5 protein-coding genes and 2 pseudogenes are annotated in these 4,414 nt (G+C 62.1%); all 7 read left to right on the top strand.

What is annotated here, in order from left to right; all coding sequences use genetic code 11:
• Positions 1-116: pseudogene (locus PGB28_RS21230) on the top strand (IS481 family transposase); the annotation flags it as partial.
• Positions 117-121: 5 nt separating this feature from the next.
• The gene (locus tag PGB28_RS21225) at positions 122-616 is read left to right on the top strand and encodes a TRAP transporter large permease subunit (RefSeq protein WP_271423502.1); all 495 of its coding nucleotides are present in this window, start codon (positions 122-124) and stop codon (positions 614-616) included.
• Positions 617-628: 12 nt separating this feature from the next.
• On the top strand, positions 629-751 hold the full coding sequence (locus tag PGB28_RS21220) for a dihydroxy-acid dehydratase (protein ID WP_271423501.1): 123 nt from the start codon (positions 629-631) through the stop codon (positions 749-751).
• 10 nt (positions 752-761) lie between these two features.
• On the top strand, positions 762-2,492 hold the full coding sequence (gene araD, locus PGB28_RS21215; protein WP_271423500.1) for an L-arabinonate dehydratase: 1,731 nt from the start codon (positions 762-764) through the stop codon (positions 2,490-2,492).
• A complete protein-coding gene (locus tag PGB28_RS21210; protein ID WP_271423499.1) occupies positions 2,492-3,388 on the top strand; it encodes a dihydrodipicolinate synthase family protein in 897 nt (298 codons plus the stop codon). Before araD ends, PGB28_RS21210 begins: the two co-directional genes overlap by 1 nt.
• A gap of 38 nt (positions 3,389-3,426) precedes the next feature.
• Positions 3,427-4,152 (top strand): ribonuclease activity regulator RraA, encoded by a 726-nt coding sequence (locus PGB28_RS21205; protein ID WP_271423498.1) that lies wholly within the window; start codon positions 3,427-3,429, stop codon positions 4,150-4,152.
• A 14-nt stretch (positions 4,153-4,166) separates the two neighbouring features.
• A pseudogene (locus tag PGB28_RS21200) lies at positions 4,167-4,414 on the top strand (aldehyde dehydrogenase (NADP(+))); the annotation flags it as partial.

Here is a 4,414-nt window from a genome sequence, read left to right as displayed (position 1 = left end):
GGCTCAAGACCCTCAGCGGGCTGACGCCTTACGAATACATCTGCAAGATCTGGACTTCAGAGCCAGATCGTTTCATCCTAAATCCGATCCACCAAATGCCGGGACTGAACACCTAGGCACGATGACCACGGTTGGCACGATCATCTGGCTCATCGTGGGGGCGGTGTCCTTCGTGGGCATTTTCAACCTTGTGGGCGGCGGCGATTTTATCCGCTCGCTGTTCCTCAACCTCGGGCTTTCGGCCATGGGGACAGTGATCGTGATGATGCTCATCCTGATGGTGCTGGGCACCTTCATGGAATGGATCGCCATCGTGCTGATCACAGTGCCGGTCTTTGCGCCGGTCGTGATGACGCTGGCACCAGAACTGGGCATGACCGAGGATCAGGCCAAGATCTGGTTTGGCATCCTGTTCGTGATGAACATCCAGATCTACTTCCTGTCGCCGCCCTTTGGCCCGGCTTGCTTCTGGTTGAAGTCGGTGGCACCCAAAGATGTGACTTTGCAGGAAATCTTCCTGTCCGTTCTGCCCTTCATCGCGCTTCAGATCACAGGTCTGATCCTCGTGATGATGTTCCCGCAGATCGCGCTGTTCCTGCCTGAACTGTTGAACTGAGGAGCCTGACCCATGATTGGACGCGATTCACATGACGACATCAACGGCTATGGGATCTGGCCCTGGATTCTGGGGGTTGCTCTTGCTGCAGTGATCATCATCGTGATGTTCACCTTTGCCCAGCCGATTTCCTGAGAGGCCTGACATGACCAAGAAACCCGAAGACCTGCGCTCTGCACGGTGGTTTGCACCGGATGACCTGCGCTCCATGGGCCACCGTTCCCGCGCCATGCAGATGGGGCTGGACGGGGCCGATTGGGAAGGCAAGCCGGTGATCGCCGTGATCAACACATGGTCGGATCTTTCGCCTTGCCACCACCACCTGCGCGACCGCGCGGAATACGTGAAAAAGGGCGTCTACCAGGCGGGCGGCATGCCGGTGGAAATGCCGGTGCATTCGTTCTCCGAGCAGTTCCTCAAACCCACCTCGATGCTCTATCGCAACATGGGCGCGCTGGAGGTGGAGGAAACGCTCCGCGCCCACCCCATTGACGGCGTGGTGCTGATGGGCGGCTGTGACAAATCCACCCCGGCGCTGGTGATGGGCGCGGTCTCCATGGGGCTGCCGTTCATCTATATGCCCGCGGGCGCGATGCTGCGCGGCAATTATGCCGGGCAAAAGCTCGGCTCCGGAACCGATGTCTGGAAATACTGGGACGAGCGGCGCGCAGGCAATATCACCAAGGAGCAATGGGATGGCGTGCAGGGCGGTATCGCCCGGAGCTATGGCACCTGCATGACCATGGGCACAGCCTCGACCATGATGTCCATCGCTGATGGCTGGGGGCTGACACTCCCCGGAGCGTCCTCGATCCCGGCCCCCGATGCGGGCCATAAACGCATGGCCGCCGCCTGTGGCCGCCGCGCGGTGGACATGGTCTGGGAGGACCTGACCCCGGACAAGATCATGACATGGGAGAGCACCCGCAACGCGGTGACAGTGGCCATGGCCACCGGCTGTTCGACCAATGCGATCATCCACCTGATCGCCATGGCGCGCCGGGCGGGCATTGACCTGACGCTAGATCATCTGGACGAGATCGGCCGCACGACACCGGTGATCGCCAATATCCGCCCCTCGGGCAGCGAATACCTGATGGAGGATTTTTACTATGCCGGCGGGTTGCCCGCGCTGATGAAGGAGCTGGGAGACAAGCTCGACCTGTCCGTCATGACCGCCAATGGTCGCACCATGGGCGACAACATCGCCGATGCGGTGAACTACAACGATGACGTGATCCGACCGCTGTCGAACCCGGTCTATCACGAAGGCTCGCTTGCCGTGCTGCGCGGCAATCTCGCCCCGGACGGCGCGGTGATCAAACCCGCCGCGATGGACGCGAAATTCCAGCAGCATTCCGGCCCCGCCATTGTCGCCGACAGCTATGCCGAGTTGAAGGAAATCATCAATGACGAGGATTACCCGATGACGCCGGATCACGTTCTGGTCCTTCGCAATGCCGGGCCTTTGGGCGGGCCGGGGATGCCGGAATGGGGCATGATCCCGATGCCCAAGGCGCTGTTGAAACAGGGGCACCGCGATATGCTGCGCATGTCGGACTCGCGCATGTCGGGCACGTCCTTTGGGGCCTGCATCCTGCATGTGGCACCGGAATCCTTTGTCGGCGGTCCACTGGCGCTGCTGAAAACCGGCGATATCGTCGAGATCGACGTGCCCAACCGCAAACTGCACATGCAGGTGTCCGACGAAGAGCTGGCGGAACGTCGCGCCGCCTGGACCGCACCCGAACCGCGCTATGAGCGTGGCTATGGCAAGATGTTCAGCCAGCATGTGGAACAGGCTGACAAGGGCTGTGACTTCGACTTCCTGCGCACCGATTTCGGTGCGCAGGTGCCGGAACCGGAGATCAATTGATGGACCTGACCACTGCCCTGACCGGTGTGTCCGGCATTCTCGTCACCCCCTTTGGCGCCGCCGGTGGCATCGCACCCGACCGCCAGAAACCGATTGTCGACCGGGCCGTCGCCGCGGGCGTTCCGGTGCTGACGGCCAATGGCAATACCGGCGAATTCTATGGGCTGACCACTGACGAGGCGATTGCAATGGTCGACGCCGCCAGCCGCCATATCGACGGGCGCGCCAAGCTGGTGGCAGGGGTCGGACGTGGCATCCGCGACGCGCAGAAACTGGCCGAGGCCTCTGCCGCCGCCGGGGCCGACGCGCTGATGATCCACCAGCCGCCCGATCCCTTCGTCGCGCCGCGTGGCATCGCCGACTATATCCGCGCCGTGCAGGACGCGGGCGGCGGTCTGCCTCTCATCCTCTACCTGCGCAACGACGCCATCGGCATAGACGCGATTGCCGATCTTTGCCGCATCGACGGTGTCACCGGCGTCAAATGGGCCACGCCCAATCCTATGAAACTCAAGGCCGCGATCGAGGCCGCGCCAGATCACATCACCTGGACAGGCGGATTGGCCGAGGTCTGGGCACCCACATTCTATGCCGTGGGCGCGCGGGGTTTCACCTCGGGCTTGATCAATGTCTGGCCCGAACGCTCGGTCGCGATCAACACCGCGCTGGAGGCAGGCGATTACGCACAGGCCCGCCGCCTCATCGCCGAGATGCAGGTCTTCGAGGATATCCGCGCCGAGGAGCAAGGCGGTGCCAATGTACCCGGCGTCAAGGCCGCGTTGCAGCTCATGGGCGAAGACTGCGGCGGTGCCCGTCCGCCTGCCGCCTGGCCGCTCTCCGACAGCCAGATGCAGCGTCTCCGAGACTTCATGCGCGCCAATTCCCTTATCTCTTAGGGTGGGTTCCGACCCACCACACCCCAAGGACCGATCCCATGACAGACCACCCGCTCAAACCCGAGACCAAAGCCAAGCTTGAACAGGTCTCCGTCGCCACTCTCGCAACTGCGCTTTTCAAACGGGGCCTGCGCAATCAGGTCATTCAGGACGTGCGCCCTCTCAGCCAAAAAGGCCGCAACATGGTCGGCCCCGCCTTTACCCTGCGCTACATGCCCGCCCGTGAAGACCGAAACCAATTGATCGAGTTCCGCAACCCGGACCACCCCCAGCGCAAGGCGATCGAGACCTGCCCTCCCGGGCATGTTATGGTTATGGACAGCCGCAAGTCGGCTATTGCGGCCAGCGCAGGCGACATCCTGATCACCCGGCTGATGAAGCGCGGCGGCGCAGGCGTTGTGACCGATGGCGGCTTTCGCGACGCGATGAACATCGCCAAACTTGATATCCCGGCCTATCACAACCGCCCCTCAAGCCCGACCAACCTCACCACCAATGAGGCCATCGATATCAACGTGCCCATTGGCTGCGGCGACGCACCGGTATTTCCGGGCGATATCGTGGTGGGCGACGATGACAGTATCATCGTCATTCCCGCCCATCTCGCCGACGAGGTGGCCGAGGAAGCCATGGAAATGACAGCCTACGAGGATTTCGCATTGGAGCAGGTTCAGGCGGGAGAAACCATCATCGGGCTTTATCCTGCGACCAAAGAAGAAAACCTCGAGAAATTCGCTGAATGGCGCAAAGCCAACAAACGCTGATCCCGGAGGCCCCTATGCTAGATGACACCGTATTCACCCCACATGGCCATCACCTGATCGCAGGCAACTGGGTTGCCGGTGAGACGACCTTTGCGTCGTCGCCCGCGCATGGTCAGGCGTTTGACTATGCCGTCGGGACCCCAGCGCTGGTGGACCGGGCTGCCAAGGCCGCGGAAGAGGCGTTCTGGTCCTATGGCCATTCCTCGCGCGAAGACCGCGCGGCGTTTCTGAACGCCATCGCCGACGAGATCGAGGCGCGTGG

The sequence above is a fragment of the Primorskyibacter aestuariivivens genome, assembly GCF_028023675.1.
In the GTDB taxonomy this organism is placed as follows: domain Bacteria; phylum Pseudomonadota; class Alphaproteobacteria; order Rhodobacterales; family Rhodobacteraceae; genus Marinovum; species Marinovum aestuariivivens.
The sequence above is the reverse complement of the archived record's forward strand: the minus strand, read 5'-3'. Positions and strand labels throughout refer to the sequence as shown.